Here is a 20,666-nt window from a genome sequence, read left to right as displayed (position 1 = left end):
TTGCTACTAATATATAGAATGGGGTATATCGATGAAAACAAATACAGGACAGTTTGCATTTCTTAAAGGTAGTTCGTACGAGATTGGGCAACAACAAGCGCGAGAATATCAAAAAAACCCTTTTGCGAAATCGCTATTCTTTACGGAAAATTTAACTTCTGACAACGCTTATTTTAAAATGAAAGCACAAATTGAGCAGTATTGCCCAGGTTTAAATAAAGAATTAGAAGGCTTTGCGGACGGCTTTGGCTATGAGCCCGAACAATTAAATTATTATCAAAATGCGTGGTTAATTCCTGGGGGATGTAGTTTAGGGGCTATATTACCTGGAAAAATGGCAGATGGTAAAACATATGTTTTAAGAAATTATGATCTATCACCTGGTATTTCAGATATGCGTTTGTGTACAACAGACGTCGAAGGGAAATTTACTCATACAGGATTTTCAGTTTCTACATTCGGTCGAAGTGAAGGCTTAAATGAGAAGGGGCTATGTGTTGCATATGCATCTTGTGGTATGCCCATTGGCAAATATCCTGGTATGAGACCACCAGTAGTACCAGGGTTACAGTTTATGGTTATTGTTAGAGCCCTATTAGAAAACTGTGAAAATGTAGAAGAAGCAATATATATGGTTAACAATATGCCAGTAGGAACGAATATGAATTTACTTATTGCTGATGCAACTGGTGACGCGGCTTTGATTGGAACATACGACGGAATAAAAGAAGTTAAACGTGCTGAACTAGATTATCTTATTGCGACTAATCATGGACTATTTTCCGCAATACAAGAAATGGAGCATGGCAAACTCGAGCATTCTCAATTAAGATATGATATTTTAGAGGCGAAATTTAAGGAAAGTGGAAAAAGATCCATTGATGAAATCCAAGAACTTCTTTTAACAGAGTTCCCTAAAGGGTTATCCGTCCATAATTACAAAGAAAGCTTTGGAACAGTACATTCAATTTTATTTAACCTTACTGATTTGCAAATGGAGTTTTCATTTGGCTCACCATTACAAAATCAGGTAAACAAAATAGACGTTGGCGAGAACTTTGCGAAAACACAAACGCCTGTTGAATTTAATAATAAAAGCTATGGAACAGAATTTTGGAAAATAATAAAATCTTAAACAACAAAAAGACCTTTCCCTGGTGAGAGGTCTTTTTGTATGTACCAAACAATCATACAGGATGCGATAGTGAAAAGAGAAAGAAGTACACATTGGTGCTCGGTGTTTACATTTACACTAAAGCGCAAAATCTCTATTATCTTTACTTATTATAAAGTAGAAAAATTACTATTAACTAACTGAAGTTATACTTTATGGATCGAATATTTTGAGGGATGAACGGGATATTTAGTGCTTTCATTTGTAGTCAATTCTCTTTATCTTGTTTATTAACTTAATTCGTTCGTTACTACTTGGATAAATTCATCACGATATTGTGTTTCTAAAATATTAACCCCTTTTTCTTTGGAAAGCTTTCGTAACTTTTGAATCTTAGCTTCATCTTTCTCCACAAAGGCTTTTTTTACATATTGTAAATCTTGCAAGATATGATGTATAAATGTATCTCCTTCTTTTTTGATATATATAGCAATAAAGTCAAAAGATAAAAATGTTTTAGTTGGGATAATAATTGTATCAAACAGATAGTTTAAAGCTTTAAAAGGGACATAAGGGATACCTTTCTTATATTCATATTTCTCAATAATAGGTAAAACCTCTTCAATAAATCTTTGTATTTTTTCAATATTACAAAGCTTGGTATCTTCTAAATCATTCTTCTCAATAATTTGTTGTATTTTATCATATTGATTTTGTTCTAACAGTTTCTTCATATAAAGGAGCTCTTCTTTGAATTTGGATCGTTCTTTTTTACTTAATTGTCGATGATCAATAACAGCGTATTCGATTAGCTCCCAGCCTATCTCTGGACCAAAATGTGGTCCTAAAAAATACTTAAGTTCTTCAAAATTGCTCACTTCAGTAACTCCCTTAATTAGTATTCTATTAATCGTGAAGTAAAAACAAGAAAAAATTGGTCTAACCACTCAGCGAACGTCGTCAGTAGAAGCCGTGTTAGGATTACACAACTTTATTTTTACTTAATTACCAATAATTATTAATTTTACATAAAAAATCATTTTATAGGAACATATAATTTTATTTCATTTTTTTAAAATAAAATGAACCTTTTGCAATCCCCGTTTGTATAGTCAGTGAACATTTAAAAAAGGGAGGGTTTATTTTGGAGCTTATTGTGAAGGATATTGTGAAAAAATATAATGGTGTGATCGTTTTGGATGGTGTGTCGGCCACATTTGAAATGGGATATTGTTATTTGTTATTAGGTCAGAATGGAGCGGGTAAATCTACATTATCAAAATGTATAGCTGGAGATATAAAACCTGATGGTGGTTCTATTTTATTCAATGATTCGTCCCAACATGTGCATGAACAAGTTGCGCTGCAGTATCAATTTTTTTCGAGTTATCAGCATCTGAAAATTCGTGAAGTGATGGCTCTTTTTACTACATTGACCAACAATAAAAATGATTTGGGAGAGCTATATGAGATATTTGGGTTACCTACTTATGACCACATCTTATTGAAAAATGCATCAGGCGGTCAACGAAAAGCAGTTTCCATCTTCCTTTCTTTTTTATTAAATAAACCAATCATCATATTAGATGAGCCGTTTGCTGATTTAGATTTAACAAAGAAAAAGCAATTGATGTTTTACTTACAACAAGAAATTCATCAACGTAACAAAATGATCATCATTATTAGTCATGAGGTGGTAGGGTTAGAACCGTTATTTGATTATGTAGTGATCTTAAAAGACGGGAAGCTTATTGAAAATAGCACACAGGATGAACTCTATCAAAAATACACAGACGCGAAATTGCCAGGAATCGAAGGTCTTTATTATGAAGTGACAGGCCAAATTTTAGGAGGAAAAGCGGGATGATTAAACAAATTGCACGCATGTATATGTTAGAAAGTATCCGCAATCCAGGAATGATTATTGGAAATTTGTTGCCAGCCTTTATATTTATGATTACTTCAGTGATTTGTAAAAGTATAGTGGCTGGAGATCCGATAGATTTTATGATTAAAGGTCAGTTTTTACCAATGTCTATATTAATGCTAATTTTCTTCTTTTCTTTTTCTAGTGCTACAATCTATTTAGCAGATATGAAGGCCAATAAAACCCTTCAATGGGTGCAGCGAACAGGCGTTAAGCCATTAACTTATTATATCGGAATGGGGATTGGTGTCTTTGCATTATTAAATGTATTTTTAGTGCTACTTCTCATTGGCTATTCCTTCATCATTGATATTTCTCTTACTTCTTTTTTGATGATAATTTTAATGAGTAATTTTGTATTATTGGCATTATATCCATTGAGTTTTATTTTGGCAGGTCTATTTAAAAACGAGAAAGTAGCTCAAAGTATGTTAGTGACTATTATGATTTTATTCATGTTTTCAGTAACGATGACAACGATGTTTTTAACGCTTGCGGAGAAAAATCCACAGGATTATTTTATTTTCTTAATCTGGAATCCAATGCTTTATTTAAATGATAGCTTGCAAATGTACTTGAATTTAATTAACGAAACATGGCTTCCGCAATATCAATATTGTATAATTTTAGCAGTTATTAGCATGGTGTTAGCAGCCATCGCTAAAAAAGTATATAGCAGTCAGTAGGTGATTTTATGGGAATTGGATTTATTGTATCTATTATTGTCGTTGGCGTTTGGAGTATTATTATTTTGGGAATTACAATCCCGATGAATAAAAAATATGTAGTTCGCGAAAATGGAAAAATTAATTATAAAAAAACAACCATTTATTTACGTTGGAATGTATTTGATACTTTAACGCTCGTTATAGCCATCTACACAATACTTTGTGTGCAGGCATTAAATATGCTTTTGTTTTTTTCACTAACAATTGAAAATCCATATGTGCAGTTTTTTACAAATCAATCGCAAGCATGGGTCATTGTAATAGTCATATATTTAGTTTCACGTGTGTCCATGACATTGAAGTCCATTAAGGCTCATTGGGGGGATGAGCTAGATGATAAGCAATGAGGAGTGGATGGAGGCCTATAAAAACGGCAATGTCGAGGGCTTCGAACAGCTCTATAGTCGTTTGTATGAGCCTTTGTACTGCTTTTTATTTCGTTATACTCGGGAAGAACAGCTGAGCATTGATATTGTGCAAGATACCTTTGAGCGTTTACAATATATAAAAGAAGATTTTGACCAGCAAAAGGGGACGGTTAAGGCGTTTTTATTTCAAATCGCTTATCGCTTAATGATTAATAAATTGAATCGACGTAAAAAATGGCGCACGCTCTTCCCGTTTTTAGTACCAACGTCAAGTCATCGAATGTCTGCTGATGAGAAATTAACGATACAAGAGGCGATACTTCAATTACCCGAAAAGCAACGAGCAGTTATTTTGCTTGTTTACTATCATGATTTGCCACAGGAGGAAATTGCACAAATTTTGTCCATTCCTCTTGGCACAGTTAAATCAAGGCTACATAATGCGATAAGAACTTTAAAGGAAGAGCTAAAGGAGGATTTCAATGCTTAAGGATGAATTTCAAAAGGAACAATGGTTAAAAGACAGCTTAGATCACGATAAAGTGGAGATTCCCAAGCAGCTAATGACATACAAGAAAAGTCGCTGGCAACGTTTTCTTCAATATTTAGCATCACCAACAAAGGATCCATTAGAGCCAATATGTACATCTTCAATCGGCTACACTTCTTTGAAAATAGTGCCCATTGTCGCGGCTGTATTTATTACAATTCTCCAAATTTTATTGCAATAAATTTTATTAACTATTAAATTTCTCACTGCCACAATCATTCGGTTGTGGTATTTTTAATGAATAAAATACTAATTATCGGCTCATCACCAAAAGTTGTGGATGATATTTTTTTTTTTATATATGCCCTGTATATTAGTTGATCGGAGTGGAGGAAAAGAGGCAGGGGGCATAGTATATTTTCAAAGAAAATTAAAAATTTTCACATCAGAAAAGCGCGAGAAATTAATTTTAAAAAAATTGATTTTCTCGCGCTTTTTAAGGTTTGAACCAGTTATGTCCCAGTCTTAGATTTATAGCTACTTTCTTTGATGATTAGACATCAAATTTACTTATCTTTTTTTGTAGGGCCGTTGCATCTTCGCTTAAGGATTTTGCAACAACACTTATTTCGTGAATAGTTGCTGTTTGCTCCTCAATGGTAGCTGCTATCAATTCAGATTGTTCAGCCGCATTATTTGCCGTAGAAGACATTTCGTTGATGGATGCAGAAACCTCTTCGGTACTTGCTGAAATTTGCTGTGTAGAAGCAGTAACGTCTTCAATTTGAGATGCCATATCTTCAATTGCTTTCATAATGTCAGTAAAGGCAGATTGTGCATTTTTAACGTAAGCAACGCCTTCATCAATATTTTGCACTGTAACGCTTACCGCTTTTTCTACTTCTTTTGTATCTTGCTGAATAAGCGTTGTTAAGCCGACAATTTGATTGGCAGATTTTTTCGATTCTTCGGCTAGCTTACGCACCTCATCTGCAACAACAGCAAAGCCTTGTCCATGCTCACCTGCACGTGCCGCTTCAATGGCTGCATTGAGTGCAAGTAGGTTTGTTTGATCAGAAATGTTGGTAATGACTTTCGAAATATTTTCGATTTCAGCCGATTGAGCACTAAATTGTTTGATACGTTCGTTTGTCTCATGAGAGGATTGCTGAATAATCATCATCTGATTTTCAGTCGTGTTTAACATTTCCCCACCATCATTTGCAATAGACTGTGTATCGGCAGCTTTCGTGTGGAGTGCTTGTGTTGCTTCAGCGATGCGTTGAACACCGAATGCTGTTTCGTCCATGGCAATAGAGCAATCACGTCCAGTTGTTGCTGCTTGGCTAACGCTGTCTGCCGTTATTTCTATACGTTTGGCAATGTTGTTGGAAGAAAGAGATACCTCATCAGTACCTGCTGCTAATTCCTCGGCTAGAGAAGTAGTATGCTCTACATTTGTAGAAACATTATTAATTAGTGAGTGTAAATTGGATTTCATTAAATTAAATGAAGCCGCTAAATTTCCAATTGCATCTTTTGTCTTCACTTCCACGTCTTCTTGCCGTAAATCCCCGTTAGCAATTACTTTTGCCGCGGCTGCTAGTTTATTAACTGGAATTGTAATAGACCGTGTAATTAATAACGCAATCAATAAGGCAAAAATTGTAGAAACAATAGCGAAAATAATAATGATTATTGAACTTACCTGTGCCGTTTTAGACGACTCGGCTTTTACTTTATCTACTTGTTCAGTTTGATAAATGACAATTTCTTGAACTGCTTGTTGAATCGCTTCACCTGCAGGGCGTCCTTTTTTTCTCATAATATCAATAATAGCTTGTGAATCAATTTTTTTGTTATATGAAATGATAATTTCATTTGCTGCTTCTTCGAAAATGGCTTGGTTCGTTTTAATAATTTGCAATTGATCTCGTGTCGTTTGACTAGTGAATAGTTTATCAAGTTCCTCTATTTTTTTGTTGATAATTTTTTCTTGATCTTCTAAATTTTTAATGGCTGTGTCACTCGGTTCGATAATATAAGAACGAATATAGTTCGCCTCTAAAGAAGAAGCATTGAGTAAATTATTTACTTCTATAAGTTTAAATACACGATCCTCAATTAACAAAGAGTACTGTTTATTAATTTTATTCATTTGGTAGTAGGCTATAGAGGAACTGATCAATAAAAATAGAATAATTGTTCCGAATCCAATATATAGCTTTTTTCTGATAGACATAGTAATTTTTCTCCACTTCTTTTTTATATTAAGTTGTTCTTTTATGAGAATATGGGTAAAATCGTTGGATCAGATGTGTAGAATCTAAAGTTGACACTTCCCTTCTATAGTTACAATTTATATATAAATTGAATATATTTTCCCGCATTCTATAGTATATATCATACTTAAATCATATTAAATATTAAGTTGTAGAGAATTCTTACTTATTTTTACATACAATTACTATATCTAAGAAGGTATTTTGATATAACTGTTACTTATTTTTAAGGAATATATTCCCGATTATTGATTCGAATTATAACAAAAAAATTCTTTAAAGAAAGGAATGAAGGATAAAGAGGGAGATACTTTTAAAAAAGTAATGTCATGAACAGAAATCAAGCACAAGTTTTGGTGAGGAGCCTAATTATCGCCTTTATAGGGCAATATATAGATAGTCGGCTGTGATGGAAGGTTTTTAAAATGTTTTAAAGACCTCATCTAAATAGTGAAATTTGGGAAGTGGTGTATTAAATGAAAGAAATAATACTAAATAAATTAAAAGAAATTGAAAAAGAGTATCAAATAAAAATTTTATATGCAGTAGAATCGTGTAGTCGCACTTGGGGATTTCCTTCCAAGGACAGTGATTATGATGTTCGTTTCATATATATCCATCAACCTCAATGGTATCTTTCAATCGACCCTCAAGGAATTGGTGCTAAGAGAGATGTCATTGAAGTACCTATTAATGATTTGTTAGATATTAGTGGGTGGGAAATAACAAAAGCATTAAGGCTATTTCGCAAAAGTAATCCACCTCTTTTAGAGTGGTTACGAAGCAATATTGTTTATGACCAACAATATTCATTTATTGACATGGTAAGATTACTGGAAAGTGAAGTATTTTCTCCAATTGCAAGCTTATATCACTATTTAAATATGGCTAAAAACAATTATCGAGAGTATTTACAGGGCTCAGAAGTAAAAATAAAAAAATATTTCTATGTCTTAAGACCAGTTTTAGCATGTAAATGGATAGAGAAAAACATTACGGTTCCACCAATTGATTTTCAGGAATTGCTAAATGAAATAATTTCTGATGGCCCTTTAAAAACGGAAATTCAGCAGCTTTTGCAGAGAAAAATGACTGGTGAAGAACTAAATATGGAGCCACGAATTGAAATAATAAATGAGTATTTAGCTAATGAAATAAAGCATATTGAAGCATACTGTAAAAATCTTTATGTCAAAGTGGATGATCCTACACAAAAATTAGACGGGTTATTTAGAAGTACATTGCAAGAAGTATGGGGGCAAGGGTGATAGAAAACTGAATAATTTTTAATTGTAAGGTCATACTAAAAAAGGTTTCACTTATGAAATCTATATTGATGAGGAGGATGGCAAATGAGTAGGTTTGAACAGTTAGACCCAAAATCTCAAAAAATCCACCGCAACTGGTCAAGGATTAAGCGTTCAAAATCTCAAGTAAATGGTGAAACGGAGATTACTCTCCATAACCGTATCTTGAGAAGTGAAGCAAAAGCCCGACAGTTTTAATCATGCTAGAAAAGTAAGTGTCATCAAGCCCAGAACATATTCTGGGTTTTTCTTTTGTTTATTGTTAATTTGCGGGATTTTTGTTTTTATTTTGATAAAATGGATATATGAAAAAATACGAAATTTTAGGAGGGGAAAGTAAATGAGCAACGTAGAAAAACTAAAAAAAGGATTAAAGGAATTTGGATTAGAGCATAGAGCGGAGGAATTATTAACTTTCGCAAAGGAATCCATTCGAATGATGGTGAATCAAATACCTGAAGAAAAAATTCAGATTGGCAGCTCAAAAATTGGTGGCTGTCCGGATGTACCATCAGGTTTTTCATGGCCCTATACAAACGACAATAGACCGTTGTATTTTCTTTGCCAACTAAATCTAAGAGAAACCAAAACTTACGATACAAACAGCTTATTACCCACGGATGGTGTGCTGTCTTTTTTCTATGATGCTGTCGAGCAACCTTGGGGATACGACCCGAAAGATCGTGATGGCTTTAAAGTTTTCTATTTCTCTCAAGAGACTAGTAGCCTGAATAGAATGGAAATTCCCGCATCATTACACGAGCATGGTAACATCGACAGCGCAGCGCTACAATTTGAAAATGAATTGACACTTCCATCATGGGATTCGCCTTACTCGATGTTTTTACAAGAAATTTTAAATGAAGAGGAGGCTGATAGCTATAGAGATTTTGAATACGAGTGGATAGAGGTAGATGATTTGTCTAGGGCTACTCATCGTATAGACGGTTATCCAGATGCGATTCAAGGCGACATGTATTTGGAATGTCAACTGGTGACAAATGGCTTATATTGTGGCGACTCAACAGGTTATAGCGATCCTTTACGAAAGGAATTAGAGAAAGGAGCGACTGATTGGCGGTTATTACTCCAAATTGATTCGGAAGATGATCTAGGGTTTATGTGGGGCGATAGTGGCAGATTGTACTTCTGGATTCGTGAGGAAGATTGTAAAAATAAACAATTTGATAAAGCGTGGGTTGTTTTACAATGCTTTTAAAAGAGGTGAGGGGAAATGGAAAAACAAATTAATATTCGCGTTGCTGTCGAAGAAGATTCAGCAACTATGCTAGAAATACAGAAAGAAGTAATAGCAGAAGAAGATTTTTTAATAACTACATTCGAAGAATTTCAGCGATCGATCGATGAGCAAAAACAGTGGATACAAGCAAAATTGGCAAATGAACGTGAAACAATTTTTATCGCACAATATCAAGGAAAATTGGTTGGCTGGCTTGTATTTCAATCACCACATCGAAAGCGATTAGCGCATACAGGTACGTTTGGCATGATGGTGCTAAAAGAATATCGTGGTCTAGGAATTGGGAAACTTTTGCTGGAGAGGGTAATATCGTGGGCAGAGCATAACCCCTATATTGAAAAAGTTAGTCTTGGCGTATTTTCAACAAACGAAAGGGCTATTGCGCTCTATAAAAAGATGGGATTTGTTGAAGAAGGAAGAAAAATAAATGAAATAAAGCTACATGACAATGAATATATAGACGATGTTTTAATGTATAAAATGGTTCGCAAATAATAATTTTGGGTTTTAAATAGAAAGGAGCATGCAAACAACATGAAAATATTTAAATTCACACAAGAGATGGCCAATCAAATTAATAATTATCAATCAATGAATTCTTTTTATACGAAAATCACGAAAACTGTGGAGCCTACAAATATTGGCCTCATTTATATAGAGCCTGGTGGTGTTGTTGGGATGCATGATGCGCCTGTGCCACAGTTATTTATTGTTATTCAGGGTGAAGGATGGGTTTGCGGTGAGGATAAAGAAAAAGAAATGATAAAGACTGGGGACGGTATTCTTTGGCAAAAAGGAGAGGCGCATGAATCCGGTAGTAATTCAGGCTTAACAGCACTTGTCATTCAATCCGAGCAAATCAATCTTGCATAGATTACATATTTGAATTGATAGTACAAGAATCGCTGATAAAACCTCAAACATCGCTGATAAAAGTACAAGAATCGCTGATAAAACCTCGAACATCGCTGATAAAAGTACAAGAATCGCTGATAAAACCTCGAACATCGCTGATAAAAGTACAAGAATCGCTGGTAAAGCATCAAACATCGTGATAAAAATATCAGAATAACAAAACCAAAGTGGGAGTAGCTCAAACCAACTCCATTTGGCAATTTCTTGCACGAAAATGATGTCATTCTTTTACATATGTTATATAATTGATATCAATACTTTTTAACCCAGTTCCAATTTTTCTATTTATTGATTCATCACCAAAATTTGTGGGTGACATTTTTTAAAATATGCATTTTATATTAGTTGATTGGAGTGAAGGCTGGGTGACTCCACGGGGATTAGCAATAGAGGAACGAAGACTAAAAGCATCACGTCCTGTGATAACGCCTTCGTGACCAAAATCGTGCTGTTGTTGCTGCCGCTTCGCTTTCGCACAGACGAAAACCTATTGTTGCTGTCGCTACGCTTTCGCACAGACGAAAACCTGTTGTTGCTGCCGCTTCGCTGCCGCTTCGCTTTCGCACAAAAGACATCTGTTGGGCCAGACGCACCTAGAAAAGCGCCCAGCCGGAACGGAAATCAACCACATGATATGGTGATGAGACTATTTATTGTAACTTTTAATCATGTAAAAAGGGGGATGACTTCATGCAAGTTGTTGAGAAGGCATTTGGCTATATTACGAGAGAGCATGAAGGTCAGTTACAAGTGCTAGTATTTGAGCAAAATACAGAAGGAGCAGGGATTCAAATTCCTAAAGGCACGGTTGAGGAAGGGGAAACACCACTAGAGGCTGTAACCCGAGAGATGTTTGAGGAGACAGGTTTAGTCGATTTAACAGTTAAGGGGTTAATTGCCCAAGATTATTTTAATCATCATTCAGGGGTTCTGCAAAAACGTTATTTTTATCATTTAACTACAAAGGAAAAACGAGATGCATGGCAGCATTGTCCTACAGGTTTAAACGAGTCAGGTTTTGTGTTTTCATTTTACTGGATAACAGATGAACAAGAAGTAACACTTGCAAAGGGACATGGAGATTATTTATATCGAGTGCTAGCTCGTGTGAACAACTGATTGAGAAATTATATATAAAAATAAAACCGCGTTTCTATAATTAGAAACGCGGTTGTGTTTTATATAGCCTTTGAGGCAACCTCTAATGCTTGTGCAAAATCGGCGATCAGATCGTCCACATGTTCAAGTCCTACTGAAAAACGTAATAGTCCGTCAGTAATACCTCGTTTTGCACGCTCTTCAGGCTCCATTGCTGCATGACTCATTTTAACAGGGTAGGATAAAATTGATTCAACGCCACCAAGAGAGACAGCGAAAACTGGAATTTTAATTGCTTCTACAAGTGCTTTTGCAGTTTCATAGCTTGGTAGGCGGAAGGATAGTACTGCACCTGCACTCGTAGACTGACTATGATGAATCTCATAGCCAGGATGTGATGCAAGCCCCGGGTAGTAAACTTGCTCAACTAGGGGATTAGCAGCTAAAAACTCCGCAATCTTTTGTGCCGACTCAGCAGAACGACTAAAACGCACATCTGTTGTTTTGATATTTTGTAAAAGAGTAAAGCAGTCCTGTACACCTAATATATTACCGAATGAATTTTGGATAAAGTATAGCTCCTGACCAATCTTTTCGTCAGCAGTTACTGTCAATCCCGCGATAATATCTGAGTGTCCAGATAAAAATTTTGTAGCACTATGAATAACAACATCGACACCTAGTTCAAGTGGACGTTGATGTAAAGGTGTCATAAAAGTATTGTCTAAAAACGTTAAGCATTTATGCTGCTTGGCAAGTGTTACTACTCCGCGAATATCTGTGATACCAAGTGTCGGATTCGACGGTGTTTCCATATAGAGCAGTTTTGTAGCTGGTTTAATGGCTGCTTCAATCGCTGCTAAATCTGAGAAATCAACGAAGGTATAGCTAATGCCGAAGCGTGGTAAAATCTTAGAGACGAAGCGGTATGTTCCTCCGTAAACATCCTCCGTAATGACAATATGATCCCCCTGAGATAATAGCATTAATGCTGCAGATACAGCGGCAATTCCAGAAGAAAATGCATGGGCTCGTACGCCACCTTCAAGCTCTGCTACAGCTTTTTCCAATGCCTCACGCGTAGGGTTGCCAGAACGTGCATAATCATATTCGCCGAATTCATCAATACTCTCCTGATGGAAAGTAGATGATAAATACATAGGTACATTGACTGCACCTTTTTTATTTTCATAGCCGTCACGAACACCTGCGTGTATTAGGCTTGTTTCAATATGCTGCTTCATCTTTAAGCCTCTTTTCTAAGGATATCGAATACTTGTTTTAAATCCTCAATTAAATCCTCAGCCTCTTCAACTCCAATAGAGAAGCGGAGTAATCGGTCACATACACCACGTTCAATACGCTCCTCATAAGGCATGTCTGCATGTGTTTGAGTAGCAGGATACGTAATAAAGCTTTCAACACCGCCAAGGCTTTCAGCAAAAGTAATTAGCTTTAAGTTTCGTAGGAATGGGTCAACCCATTCAGCCTTTTCCAAGCGGAATGATAGCATACCACCTTTTCCTGTGTATAGCACATCTGTCACAAGCTCTTCTTCCTCTAAAAATGCGGCAATGGCTTTGGCATTCGCGTCGTGCTGCTTTAATCGAAGATGCATTGTTTTTAATCCGCGAATAAGTAACCAGGAATCCATCGCTCCTAATACCATACCGCTACCATTATGAATAAAGCCAATACGTTCTGCTAATTCAGCACCTTTAGCGACAACTAAACCAGCTAACACATCATTATGTCCGCCAATATATTTAGTCGCCGAATGAATGACAATGTCTGCACCTAATTCGATTGGACGTTGGAAATATGGTGTATAAAACGTGTTATCGACAATTAACCATGCCCCATGCTTGTGAGCTAATTCTGCATATACTTGCAAATCAAATTCCTGCATAAGCGGGTTTGTTGGCGTTTCAATAAATAGAGCACGCGTATTATCGTTGATTAATGCTTCTACCTGTTCAACTGTTTCAAACTTTGAGTAGACAGGCTTAATATTATATGTGTCTTCAAAGAAATTAAAAAGTCGATATGTACCACCATATAAATCATCAGGCACCACTAATTCATCACCAGGCTTAAATAAGGATAGAACTAATTGAATAGCTGCCATCCCAGAGCTACAGGCAAAGCCCGCATCTCCGCCCTCTAAATCAGCAATTCCTGCTTCTAATAGAGCACGAGTTGGATTTTTTGTACGTGTATAATCAAAACCAGTGGATTCTCCGATACCTGTATGTTTGTAAGCTGTCGATAAATGGATTGGGGGGCTGACAGCGCCTGTTCTCGGATCACTTATATTCCCAAGTTGTACAAGTTTTGTTCCAATACTTCTGCTGTTTGTCATGTCGTCACTCTTTTCTTCATCATAATAAAGGGGGGAGTTAATTAGACTTTCTTTTCCCCATATTCTAAATAATTGTTACCAATTTAACATGTATACTAAAGAAGAACAAGATAATTTCAGAAAATTGATGATATTATTTATAGGAAATCGCCTAGGAATAGTAGGATATGTAAAAAGGAGGAGGGGTAAATGAAGAATTGGCTAGTAATAGGTGGAACAGGAATGCTAAAGGATGTTTCTATATGGCTTCTACAGCAAGAGAATCATGTAACCGTTATCGGGAGACAACAAAAGAAAATGCAAAGTTTGATAAATGATCAGGCGTGTGGATTGGGAAAAATAGGTTTATTATTGAGGGATAAAAGGATTTTTTGTTGCTATTTTGCTAATATATTCCCATTTTAACTGATTGTAGCGTAGGGCTAATCGACTCCGCGGGAAAGCGAGACAGACGAGACCCTGAGGCCAACACGATGTTGGTCACGAAGGCATTGTCACAGGACGTGACGAACTTAGCCTTCGTTCCTTTAGCGGAGGAAGCGGCTCGACACTCGCCCGCAGGAAGCCTTGCTCTGCGCGAAAGCGAAGCGTCAGCGACAAATGTTTTATCTGTGCGAAAGCGAAGCGACAGCAACAAATGTTTTATCTGTGCGAAAGCGAAGCGACAGCAACAAATGTTTTATCTGTGCGAAAGCGAAGCGACAGCAACAAATGTTTTATCTGTGCGAAAGCGAAGCGACAGCAACAAAGCGAGTAGCCCGTAGCGGAAATCAGAGCCTTCAAATCAATTGAGGTAGATAAAAATGGTTAATCAACACACCTGATAAATGATGCTAAAAATGCTTCGAAATTGTTTCCTTTAATAGTTGAATATACGAATTACAATAGCTTTAAATTAGCATTAATAGAGTCACAGCAAACTAAGGGATCAATTGATGGAATAATTGCTTGGATTCATGGTTCTGATAAAAGAATTTGGGAGTCACTTTTCCAAGCAATTCCTAACACAAAAAATGTGATTTTCTATCATATAAAAGGGAGTAGCTCTTACATAAATAATGACCGTACAAAAAGTTATTTACTTTCTAATATAATTTATCGAGAGGTAAAACTGGGGTTTATCATAGAAGGTAAGAACTCCTCAAGATGGCTAACAAATAATGAAATTGCACATGGAATTATTGATGCTATAAAATAAGAAATACCGGAAAAACATGTGGGCGTGTTTGAACCATGGAATTTGCGCCCATAAAGGAATAAGTCTATTGAACAAAAAGAATCTGCCTATTTTCTCGGTTTATCCAAGGGAAATTAGACAGATTCTTATTTTTAAGCTTGTTCTTTTTTTAATAAATCTCGAATTTCTTTCAGTAGCTCTTCTTTAGCATCCAATTCTGGCGCTGGTTCTTCCACAACAGCCTCTTCTTTTTTACGAGAAAGCTTGGTCATTATTCGTAATGCCATGAAAATTGCAAATGCAATTATTAAAAAGTCAATGATCGACTGTAAAAATTCTCCTAATTTAACTTTCGCATCTCCTGAGCCAAACACAAAGCTTTCTGTTAAATCAATACCACCAGTTAAGACACCTACTAATGGCATTATAATATTTGCAACTAAGGAGGTAACAATTTTACCGAAAGCACCACCAATTACAACTGCCACTGCTAGATCGACAATATTGCCTTTCATAGCAAATTCTTTAAAGTCTTTCCACAAAATAAATTCCTCCTATTATTATCCATATAAAATAATCGAATTATATTTTACTATATTTTTCCCTTCCTTTTCAACTATTAAAGTAGTGTAAATATATTCTAAAAAAACTGCTATACAAACAGAAATTTTGGTAATATAGAAAAAGAATAAAAGATTAGGTGTGACATATGGCGAATAAAAAGAAGAAAAAACCGATGCTATCGCCTTCTTCTCAATTAGGCATGATAGCTTTATTAATACCAATAGCGATAACTGTTATTGTTTTCGCTTTTTTTGCGTGGAAGGAACTACAGACGTTACCTATATTTGAAAAATTAGCACAGCAAATAGCAATAGAAGAAATTCAACAAAATTTTGATATGAATATTCCTGAGAAATATATTCCCATCTATGTGGCAGCAGAAGAAAAATACGGTGTGCCTTGGACTTTACTTGCCGCCCATCATCGAATAGAAACACGCTTCTCCTCAATGAAATCGCTCGTTTCATCAGCCGGGGCAGAAGGTCCTATGCAGTTTATGCCTTGTACATTTGTTGGTTGGAAACATCCTTCCTGCTCGGGGTTAGGAAAAGGGAATATATCGAAGGCTGAATTAATGGATCCAGAAACGATTAAAAAATATGGTGGATTTGGAGTAGATGCTAATGGAGACGGCATAGCAGATCCTTATGATATTGAGGACGCTATATTTAGTGCCGCGAATTATTTATCGAAAAATGGTGCAGCAGATGGTCATATAAAGCAAGCTGTTTTTAAGTACAATCACAGTGATAAATATGTTGAAAAGGTGTTATATTATTTCAATTTGTATAATGACTATCATGATGAACTAAAGGAAGCAGTCGTTTATAAAGAAAAGTAAAATACCATCAAAAAAGATGGCTCTTTAATAAAATATTGTAATTTGGCAAAACATAGGGTTGATTTCCCGGTATGTAATTTAAATTATTTGTTGTTGTAAAAAGGAAATTCGAATGGATATTTACATGCGAAAAGGACTCGACAAACTCATGTAAAACGTTGCCACCTCAAAATATTCCCTTGATCATTTTATATTTCAAAAATATATGTAAAGAGCCATCAAAAAATGATGGCTCTTTATTACATATTTAGGTTGCTTTACGCATACTTTTTAAAATAATGCTTACAATGAAGATCAGCACTACAGCACCAATTAATGCCGGGAATACGTAAAAATTACTAACTCTCCAACCCCAGTTGCCAAGAACCATACTACCAATCCAAGAACCGACAATCCCTGCAACGATATTTCCGATGATGCCGCCAGGTACATCTTTACCTAAAATAACGCCAGCTAACCAACCTAAAACTCCGCCGATGATTAAATACCAAATGAAGCTAATCATTTTTTTCATCTCCTTAAATTAAGATATAATGGCGATTACTTAGTTATGCCCTGATTGGAGTATATTAAACGCGTCTTGCTTCTTTAGTAATTATTACAAATTCACGCTTAGGTTTTTATGATTTAACAACTGTTGCGCCTAATGTATGTTCAAAATGACGTAATGCCCATTCATGACCCACAGCATCAAAACTTGCAACACCATCTGCATAAACTACCGTTGAAATGCCCAAATTATAAGCATCAACAGCTGTATGTAAAATGCAAATATCTGTGCAAACGCCGACTAAATGAATTTCCTTGATACCTCGTTCATTCAATAAAATCGATAAATTGGTTCCGACAAATGCACTATAACGAGTTTTATCGAGCCACAATACTTTATCTTTGTGAAGGTTATAAATTTCACCAACTTGCCCATATAAATGGCGTCCTTTAGTATTGCGAATATTATGAGGAGGAAATAGCTTTGTTTCAGGATGGAATGAATCATTTTTCTCATGTAGATCATTCGCAAAAACAACAAATTCGTTTTCAGCAATAAATTTTTGAATTAAGGATGAGATTTTCTTATCTAACATTTGACCGGGCTCTCCACATGTTAGTTTTCCGTCAGTAGCGACAAAATCATACGTATAATCAATTACTAATAAAGCCTTTTTCAACCTTTTCACTCTCCCTATAGGTATAATATCACTCTTTATCATGCCATATTTGGGCCTGTTTGTCAGAAAAATGATTCAAATTTAATATTAAGAATAGTTTGAAAATTGATTTTTCTGGGAGTATAATGTGAAAAAAAGGAGAGTGGTCTATATGAATATGACAGCTATGAAACGTTTAAATCGCCAAGGATTACTTATTGCAGGCTTGCATCTGCTAGTGTTACTAAATTTAGCAGCGGATTTCATATTTTCCTCGTAATCTCTTAAAAATATAGAAAGGTGAGTTAAATGCTTGTCTACTATTAAAACAACCGTGAAGGCAAAATTGATTGCATGTCCACGGTTGTTTTTTTATTGTCTAAATAGAATTTTTATAATGAATAATAAAGACAATGGCGTAAACAAAGGAGTGATAGCATGACCACTAGATTTGATCGAGCGTTCCATGAACTAGAGCGTCCATTTGCTTGGTTGGACTTTGATGCACTAGATCAGAATATTACAACTGTACATGACTCTTGTGGGGAGAAAAATATTCGCATTGCGACAAAATCAGTTCGTTCTGTGGAAATATTACGCTATTTACAACAAAATCTCCTCAATGTGACGGGATTTATGACGTTTACAGCAGCAGAAACAATATTTTTACTTCAACAGCAATTTGATAATTTACTACTAGGATATCCCGTGATGGAAGAAGTTGCTGTTCGTCAGTTATTGGACTTTGTAAGGGCGGGGAAAACTGTCACTTTTATGGTGGATAAGCGGGAACATGTCAGATTTTTAGCGGAGCTAGGGCAAGAGCTAGGTGTCCGTGTGCAAGTATGTATTGATATTAATGTATCTAATGATTTTAAGCTGCTTTATTTTGGTACAAAACGCTCTTCGCTTCATTCACTTGAGTCACTTACACCTTTCCTCGAATTTATTAAAAATCAAGCATTTATTGAGGTAGTTGGAGCGATGGGCTATGAGGCACAAATTGCAGGAGTTGGTAATCGACCAGCCAATGCTGTAAAAGGAAGACTAATTGAAGTAATGCAATTGCAAGCTAAAAAGCAAGTTACTCAGTTTCGTAGATTAGCAATCGCGCATATAAAAGCGTATTTTCCAAGCTTGCACTTTGTAAATGGTGGTGGTTCAGGAAGTATGGCGTACACGGCACAACAGAAGGAAGTATCAGAAATTACAGTTGGCTCTGCATTTTATGCTCCAGCCTTATTTGACCAATTTACACATCTACAGCTAGAAAAGGCAGCTGGATTTGCTTTAAGTGTAACAAGAAAGCCAGAAAAAAATATTGTTGTTTGTCATGGTGGAGGTTATACGGCATCTGGGGCAATTGGTGCCGATCGATTACCAGTATTCTATGAGCCAACCTTCTTTTCATATCTTAGCCTAGAAGGGGCAGGAGAAGTTCAGACACCGGTAAAGGTAAAGCGTAAAAAAGTTAACGTAGGAGACACGCTATATTTTCGACATGCAAAGGCTGGTGAACTTTGTGAAAGATTTCAAGAATTACATGGCATTAGAGGGGACAAGTATGTAGGAGCTTATTCAACCTATAGGGGGGATGATCAATGTTTTCTATAGATAAATGGAAAAATGGCGAGAAGTGGACAAACTGGGCTGGTAATGTAATCTCTTTTCCGTCGGAGATGTACTTACCTCGATCAATTGAAGAGGTTACGAATATCGTGAAGCATGCACGTGAATCAGAAAAAACGATTCGTGTCACAGGTGCAGCTCACTCCTTTAGCGCTGTTGCAATGCCTGAGCATATAGCACTTTCTTTACATAATATGCGTGGGCTCATAGCTGTAAATGAAGAGCAGCAAGAGGCGACACTTTGGGGTGGAACGTATTTATATGAAATAGGACCGTTGCTTGCGAAGCATGGATTTGCCCTTATAAATATGGGCGATATTCAAGAGCAAACGATTGCAGGAGCAGTGTCAACGGGTACCCATGGAACAGGTATAACACTTGGTTCGTTATCCTCAGCTGTAACAAGATGGGGTTTTGTAGATGGTACAGGTACTTATAGGGAGCATGTGAGAGGAATGGATGATTTATCTGAAGCTTTGCATGTTTCGCTAGGTTTGTTGGGTGTGCTTGTGAAGGTAACGATTAAGATAATACCTCTTTACAGCTTACATTATGTGAGCACAAGAGAAACTTTAGCGAATGGGCTGAGGATATTTGCTGAAGATATTCGACAGCATCGACATGTTGAGTGGTTTTATTTCCCAGGGAGCGAAACAATTCAAGTGAAGCGCATGAATGCTATAGCGCCTGTTTATCAGAGTGATTGGAGTAAGAGAATAGAAACATTGAAACTTCAAATAGTAGAAAACGGTGCTTTTTTTGCAATGTCAGAGCTATGTAAATGGAAACCTTCGTTCAGTGGCGCTATGAGTAAATTAGCATCAGCCAATGTAGTTGAAGGGGAGAAAACAGGGATTAGCTATGAAATTTATCCGTCTCCACGTAGCGTAAAGTTCCAAGAAAGTGAATATGCTATTCCATTAACCCAGTTTGATGCATGTATGGAGGAGATCCACGCAACCTTTAAAAGTGGAATTTTTGATGTACATTTCCCGTTAGAATGTCGTACGTCAGCAGGGGAAGCAGGTTTTTTAAGTCCTACTCAAGGGCAAGAGTCAGCGTTTATTGCCTTTCACATGTATAAAGGAATGCCGGAAGAGCCTTATTTTGAATGGGTCCATACGATGATGAAGAAATATAAGGGACGACCACATTGGGGCAAGCTGAGTCATTTAACTGCTAAATATGTTTATGAGCTATACCCAGATATCGAAAAATTTTTAGCAATTCAAAGTCAATATGATCCTGATAATGTGTTTTTAACTGGGTATTTAAGAAAATTAATTACATTGTAAGCGCTATCTCATTAATTAGCTGTTTACTTACAGTTGAAGGATTTTGAAATATTATTGATAGATTATTAAAAAAATTAAAATTTGAACGAAATGTCAAAATATTTATCAAAACGAGATAAAAGCAATGCTTAATCAGCATGAAAACGATTTCAAATTTTGC

General features: G+C 36.0%; 25 protein-coding genes. 17 read left to right on the top strand and 8 right to left on the bottom strand.

The window, feature by feature from the left end; all coding sequences use genetic code 11:
- Window positions 1-31: 31 nt before the first annotated feature.
- Entirely contained in the window at window positions 32-1,135 is a 1,104-nt protein-coding gene (locus tag ACQKNC_RS00530; RefSeq protein WP_427422961.1) for a C45 family autoproteolytic acyltransferase/hydolase, read from the top strand.
- Window positions 1,136-1,404: 269 nt separating this feature from the next.
- Here the strand turns inward: ACQKNC_RS00530 and ACQKNC_RS00525 are convergent, their stop codons facing one another.
- Window positions 1,405-1,992: a hypothetical protein gene (locus ACQKNC_RS00525; protein ID WP_427422960.1), complete on the bottom strand. Its 588-nt coding sequence runs from the start codon at window positions 1,990-1,992 to the stop codon at window positions 1,405-1,407.
- 266 nt (window positions 1,993-2,258) lie between these two features.
- On the opposite strand from ACQKNC_RS00525, the gene ACQKNC_RS00520 reads away from it, so the two are divergent.
- Genes ACQKNC_RS00520 through ACQKNC_RS00500 form a run of 5 tightly spaced genes read left to right on the top strand, consistent with a single transcriptional unit; the run spans window position 2,259 to window position 4,868 of the window.
- Entirely contained in the window at window positions 2,259-2,981 is a 723-nt protein-coding gene (locus ACQKNC_RS00520; RefSeq protein WP_427422959.1) for an ATP-binding cassette domain-containing protein, read from the top strand.
- Window positions 2,978-3,727, top strand: a complete 750-nt coding sequence (locus tag ACQKNC_RS00515; protein WP_427422958.1) for an ABC transporter permease — start codon at window positions 2,978-2,980, stop codon at window positions 3,725-3,727. Before ACQKNC_RS00520 ends, ACQKNC_RS00515 begins: the two co-directional genes overlap by 4 nt.
- An 8-nt stretch (window positions 3,728-3,735) precedes the next feature.
- The gene (locus tag ACQKNC_RS00510; RefSeq protein WP_427422957.1) at window positions 3,736-4,116 is read left to right on the top strand and encodes a group-specific protein; all 381 of its coding nucleotides are present in this window, start codon (window positions 3,736-3,738) and stop codon (window positions 4,114-4,116) included.
- 7 nt (window positions 4,117-4,123) lie between these two features.
- Entirely contained in the window at window positions 4,124-4,627 is a 504-nt protein-coding gene (locus ACQKNC_RS00505) for an RNA polymerase sigma factor (protein ID WP_427423495.1), read from the top strand.
- On the top strand, window positions 4,620-4,868 hold the full coding sequence (locus ACQKNC_RS00500; RefSeq protein WP_427422956.1) for a hypothetical protein: 249 nt from the start codon (window positions 4,620-4,622) through the stop codon (window positions 4,866-4,868). Before ACQKNC_RS00505 ends, ACQKNC_RS00500 begins: the two co-directional genes overlap by 8 nt.
- 312 nt (window positions 4,869-5,180) lie before the next feature.
- Here ACQKNC_RS00500 and ACQKNC_RS00495 read toward each other — a convergent pair whose 3' ends face one another.
- The gene (locus ACQKNC_RS00495; RefSeq protein WP_427422955.1) at window positions 5,181-6,869 is read right to left on the bottom strand and encodes a methyl-accepting chemotaxis protein; all 1,689 of its coding nucleotides are present in this window, start codon (window positions 6,867-6,869) and stop codon (window positions 5,181-5,183) included.
- A gap of 516 nt (window positions 6,870-7,385) precedes the next feature.
- On the opposite strand from ACQKNC_RS00495, the gene ACQKNC_RS00490 reads away from it, so the two are divergent.
- From ACQKNC_RS00490 to ACQKNC_RS00470, 5 genes are all read left to right on the top strand, one after another.
- Window positions 7,386-8,177, top strand: a complete 792-nt coding sequence (locus ACQKNC_RS00490; RefSeq protein ID WP_427422954.1) for a nucleotidyltransferase domain-containing protein — start codon at window positions 7,386-7,388, stop codon at window positions 8,175-8,177.
- 84 nt (window positions 8,178-8,261) lie between these two features.
- On the top strand, window positions 8,262-8,414 hold the full coding sequence (locus ACQKNC_RS00485; RefSeq protein ID WP_082172689.1) for a YpzG family protein: 153 nt from the start codon (window positions 8,262-8,264) through the stop codon (window positions 8,412-8,414).
- Between the two features lie 142 nt (window positions 8,415-8,556).
- Window positions 8,557-9,435, top strand: a complete 879-nt coding sequence (locus tag ACQKNC_RS00480; protein WP_427422953.1) for a YwqG family protein — start codon at window positions 8,557-8,559, stop codon at window positions 9,433-9,435.
- A 15-nt stretch (window positions 9,436-9,450) separates the two neighbouring features.
- Window positions 9,451-9,972, top strand: coding sequence for an N-acetyltransferase family protein (locus ACQKNC_RS00475; protein ID WP_427422952.1), 522 nt, complete (start codon window positions 9,451-9,453; stop codon window positions 9,970-9,972).
- A gap of 39 nt (window positions 9,973-10,011) precedes the next feature.
- On the top strand, window positions 10,012-10,350 hold the full coding sequence (locus ACQKNC_RS00470; protein WP_427422951.1) for a cupin domain-containing protein: 339 nt from the start codon (window positions 10,012-10,014) through the stop codon (window positions 10,348-10,350).
- Here the strand turns inward: ACQKNC_RS00470 and ACQKNC_RS00465 are convergent.
- Window positions 10,306-10,602 carry a hypothetical protein gene (locus ACQKNC_RS00465; RefSeq protein WP_427422950.1) on the bottom strand — a complete coding sequence of 99 codons (297 nt, stop codon included), beginning with the start codon at window positions 10,600-10,602 and terminating at the stop codon, window positions 10,306-10,308. The genes ACQKNC_RS00470 and ACQKNC_RS00465 overlap by 45 nt on opposite strands.
- A 480-nt stretch (window positions 10,603-11,082) precedes the next feature.
- Between ACQKNC_RS00465 and ACQKNC_RS00460 the strand changes: the two genes are divergently transcribed.
- A complete protein-coding gene (locus tag ACQKNC_RS00460) occupies window positions 11,083-11,511 on the top strand; it encodes an NUDIX hydrolase (RefSeq protein ID WP_427422949.1) in 429 nt (142 codons plus the stop codon).
- A 59-nt stretch (window positions 11,512-11,570) separates the two neighbouring features.
- On the opposite strand, the gene ACQKNC_RS00455 is transcribed toward ACQKNC_RS00460, so the two are convergent.
- On the bottom strand, window positions 11,571-12,734 hold the full coding sequence (locus ACQKNC_RS00455; RefSeq protein ID WP_427422948.1) for an aminotransferase class I/II-fold pyridoxal phosphate-dependent enzyme: 1,164 nt from the start codon (window positions 12,732-12,734) through the stop codon (window positions 11,571-11,573).
- Between the two features lie 2 nt (window positions 12,735-12,736).
- The gene (locus ACQKNC_RS00450) at window positions 12,737-13,852 is read right to left on the bottom strand and encodes a methionine biosynthesis PLP-dependent protein (RefSeq protein WP_427422947.1); all 1,116 of its coding nucleotides are present in this window, start codon (window positions 13,850-13,852) and stop codon (window positions 12,737-12,739) included.
- 189 nt (window positions 13,853-14,041) lie between these two features.
- Between ACQKNC_RS00450 and ACQKNC_RS00445 the strand changes: the two genes are divergently transcribed.
- The gene (locus ACQKNC_RS00445; RefSeq protein ID WP_427422946.1) at window positions 14,042-14,257 is read left to right on the top strand and encodes a hypothetical protein; all 216 of its coding nucleotides are present in this window, start codon (window positions 14,042-14,044) and stop codon (window positions 14,255-14,257) included.
- A 445-nt stretch (window positions 14,258-14,702) separates the two neighbouring features.
- Window positions 14,703-15,050, top strand: a complete 348-nt coding sequence (locus tag ACQKNC_RS00440; protein ID WP_427422945.1) for a hypothetical protein — start codon at window positions 14,703-14,705, stop codon at window positions 15,048-15,050.
- A gap of 131 nt (window positions 15,051-15,181) precedes the next feature.
- On the opposite strand, the gene mscL is transcribed toward ACQKNC_RS00440, so the two are convergent.
- Complete coding sequence (mscL, locus tag ACQKNC_RS00435) at window positions 15,182-15,571, bottom strand: large conductance mechanosensitive channel protein MscL (RefSeq protein ID WP_370044391.1); 390 nt, start codon at window positions 15,569-15,571, stop codon at window positions 15,182-15,184.
- A 167-nt stretch (window positions 15,572-15,738) separates the two neighbouring features.
- On the opposite strand from mscL, the gene ACQKNC_RS00430 reads away from it, so the two are divergent.
- Complete coding sequence (locus tag ACQKNC_RS00430; protein WP_427422944.1) at window positions 15,739-16,434, top strand: lytic transglycosylase domain-containing protein; 696 nt, start codon at window positions 15,739-15,741, stop codon at window positions 16,432-16,434.
- A 247-nt stretch (window positions 16,435-16,681) separates the two neighbouring features.
- Here ACQKNC_RS00430 and ACQKNC_RS00425 read toward each other — a convergent pair whose 3' ends face one another.
- A complete protein-coding gene (locus tag ACQKNC_RS00425; protein WP_053595582.1) occupies window positions 16,682-16,939 on the bottom strand; it encodes a GlsB/YeaQ/YmgE family stress response membrane protein in 258 nt (85 codons plus the stop codon).
- A gap of 115 nt (window positions 16,940-17,054) precedes the next feature.
- Window positions 17,055-17,603, bottom strand: a complete 549-nt coding sequence (locus ACQKNC_RS00420) for a cysteine hydrolase family protein (RefSeq protein WP_427422943.1) — start codon at window positions 17,601-17,603, stop codon at window positions 17,055-17,057.
- A gap of 417 nt (window positions 17,604-18,020) precedes the next feature.
- Between ACQKNC_RS00420 and ACQKNC_RS00415 the strand changes: the two genes are divergently transcribed.
- Together ACQKNC_RS00415 and ACQKNC_RS00410 are read left to right on the top strand one after the other, a co-directional pair.
- Window positions 18,021-19,196 (top strand): amino acid deaminase/aldolase, encoded by a 1,176-nt coding sequence (locus ACQKNC_RS00415; protein WP_427422942.1) that lies wholly within the window; start codon window positions 18,021-18,023, stop codon window positions 19,194-19,196.
- On the top strand, window positions 19,184-20,506 hold the full coding sequence (locus tag ACQKNC_RS00410; protein WP_427422941.1) for a D-arabinono-1,4-lactone oxidase: 1,323 nt from the start codon (window positions 19,184-19,186) through the stop codon (window positions 20,504-20,506). Before ACQKNC_RS00415 ends, ACQKNC_RS00410 begins: the two co-directional genes overlap by 13 nt.
- The last annotated feature ends 160 nt before the right edge of the window (window positions 20,507-20,666 follow it).

Source organism: Lysinibacillus sp. NPDC094177, from assembly GCF_050279145.1.
Lineage (GTDB): Bacteria > Bacillota > Bacilli > Bacillales_A > Planococcaceae > Lysinibacillus.
This window is presented reverse-complemented; position numbering and strand designations above follow the sequence as displayed.

Excerpts from the sequence above, each read along its gene's own strand:
- ACQKNC_RS00510 (WP_427422957.1), top strand. The coding sequence starts at position 3,736 with ATGGGAATTGGATTTATTGTATCTATTATTGTCGTTGGCGTTTGGAGT.
- ACQKNC_RS00430 (WP_427422944.1), top strand. The coding sequence starts at position 15,739 with ATGGCGAATAAAAAGAAGAAAAAACCGATGCTATCGCCTTCTTCTCAA.
- ACQKNC_RS00470 (WP_427422951.1), top strand. The coding sequence starts at position 10,012 with ATGAAAATATTTAAATTCACACAAGAGATGGCCAATCAAATTAATAAT.
- ACQKNC_RS00495 (WP_427422955.1), bottom strand. The coding sequence starts at position 6,869 with ATGTCTATCAGAAAAAAGCTATATATTGGATTCGGAACAATTATTCTA.
- ACQKNC_RS00515 (WP_427422958.1), top strand. The coding sequence starts at position 2,978 with ATGATTAAACAAATTGCACGCATGTATATGTTAGAAAGTATCCGCAAT.
- ACQKNC_RS00490 (WP_427422954.1), top strand. The coding sequence starts at position 7,386 with ATGAAAGAAATAATACTAAATAAATTAAAAGAAATTGAAAAAGAGTAT.
- ACQKNC_RS00410 (WP_427422941.1), top strand. The coding sequence starts at position 19,184 with ATGTTTTCTATAGATAAATGGAAAAATGGCGAGAAGTGGACAAACTGG.
- ACQKNC_RS00480 (WP_427422953.1), top strand. The coding sequence starts at position 8,557 with ATGAGCAACGTAGAAAAACTAAAAAAAGGATTAAAGGAATTTGGATTA.
- ACQKNC_RS00505 (WP_427423495.1), top strand. The coding sequence starts at position 4,124 with ATGGAGGCCTATAAAAACGGCAATGTCGAGGGCTTCGAACAGCTCTAT.
- ACQKNC_RS00475 (WP_427422952.1), top strand. The coding sequence starts at position 9,451 with ATGGAAAAACAAATTAATATTCGCGTTGCTGTCGAAGAAGATTCAGCA.
- ACQKNC_RS00530 (WP_427422961.1), top strand. The coding sequence starts at position 32 with ATGAAAACAAATACAGGACAGTTTGCATTTCTTAAAGGTAGTTCGTAC.
- ACQKNC_RS00415 (WP_427422942.1), top strand. The coding sequence starts at position 18,021 with ATGACCACTAGATTTGATCGAGCGTTCCATGAACTAGAGCGTCCATTT.
- ACQKNC_RS00500 (WP_427422956.1), top strand. The coding sequence starts at position 4,620 with ATGCTTAAGGATGAATTTCAAAAGGAACAATGGTTAAAAGACAGCTTA.
- ACQKNC_RS00450 (WP_427422947.1), bottom strand. The coding sequence starts at position 13,852 with ATGACAAACAGCAGAAGTATTGGAACAAAACTTGTACAACTTGGGAAT.
- ACQKNC_RS00485 (WP_082172689.1), top strand. The coding sequence starts at position 8,262 with ATGAGTAGGTTTGAACAGTTAGACCCAAAATCTCAAAAAATCCACCGC.
- ACQKNC_RS00425 (WP_053595582.1), bottom strand. The coding sequence starts at position 16,939 with ATGATTAGCTTCATTTGGTATTTAATCATCGGCGGAGTTTTAGGTTGG.
- ACQKNC_RS00455 (WP_427422948.1), bottom strand. The coding sequence starts at position 12,734 with ATGAAGCAGCATATTGAAACAAGCCTAATACACGCAGGTGTTCGTGAC.
- ACQKNC_RS00460 (WP_427422949.1), top strand. The coding sequence starts at position 11,083 with ATGCAAGTTGTTGAGAAGGCATTTGGCTATATTACGAGAGAGCATGAA.
- ACQKNC_RS00445 (WP_427422946.1), top strand. The coding sequence starts at position 14,042 with ATGAAGAATTGGCTAGTAATAGGTGGAACAGGAATGCTAAAGGATGTT.